The organism is Treponema sp. R6D11 (assembly GCF_054786075.1).
Map to the genome: position 1 here is coordinate 1 of NZ_BDHD01000459.1, position 883 is coordinate 883.

Consider the following 883-nt stretch of genomic DNA (forward strand, 5'->3'; position numbering starts at 1 on the left):
TGAAGCCTTTGAGACGTTCTGAAATTTAGTTGTTCCGGGAATCCACGGATCAATCGGTATGCTGACGCGGGCGGTCGCGCTTATGGTATCGGTAAAAGGATCAAAATTGGAACTGCTCCAATCTAACGATAAATTTAAAGAAGGAGCTTTTGTTTGTAATAAGGTTTGCTTTTGTGTTAATGTAAGCCTTTCAATTTCCTGATTCGCCCTTATGATGTCGGGACGCTTTGGAAGATAATCATTTATAAGCGATTCCGCGTCAGCGTCAATCTTTACTATATTAACCTCGCCTGACAATGTAATGTCCTCGTTTTCTGACATTCCAAGCATGGCAAGAAAATCAGACATATTGTTTTTGTGGGCTGTTTTTGCCGTGTTAAGATTGTAACGCGCGTTTTCAAGTGCAAGACTGCTCTGCGTAAGGGAAAGCTCCCCTACAAGCCCATTCCTGAATGAAACCTCGCTCCTTGTATACTGCCTTTGCGCCAGATTAAAAATTTCTTCAAGAAGCAGAAGATTATTTTTCTCCGCGGTAAGCGAATAAAATAATTTGGTAATTTGGATAGAAAGCTGATTTTTAGCGTCTTCGTATTTTAAAATATTCCCCTGATGAGCCAATTTAATGTTTTTCATTGTATACGGAATACCCGCGTTCAAACCAAGGGTAACGCCGAAACCGAGGCTATAATTAAAACCGTTATTGTTAAGAGGAATATCGCTAAAAAACTTGTTTCTGTACCCCGCGCTGGCGCTTGCGCTAATCGACGGAAAAATTTCCGACCAAAGATTTTTTTCCGAGTAACCGCTAGCTACAAGATCAATCTCGCTTTTTTTCAAAGAAAGATTATACTCCAACGCCCGATTAACAGCGTCATCAAGCCCC

General features: G+C 41.0%; 1 protein-coding gene. It reads right to left on the reverse strand.

The genetic code is table 11. From position 1 onward, the window contains the following. The coding region (locus tag ACYVTD_RS13955; RefSeq protein WP_461248329.1) for a TolC family protein at positions 1-883 on the reverse strand (883 nt) is incomplete at both ends.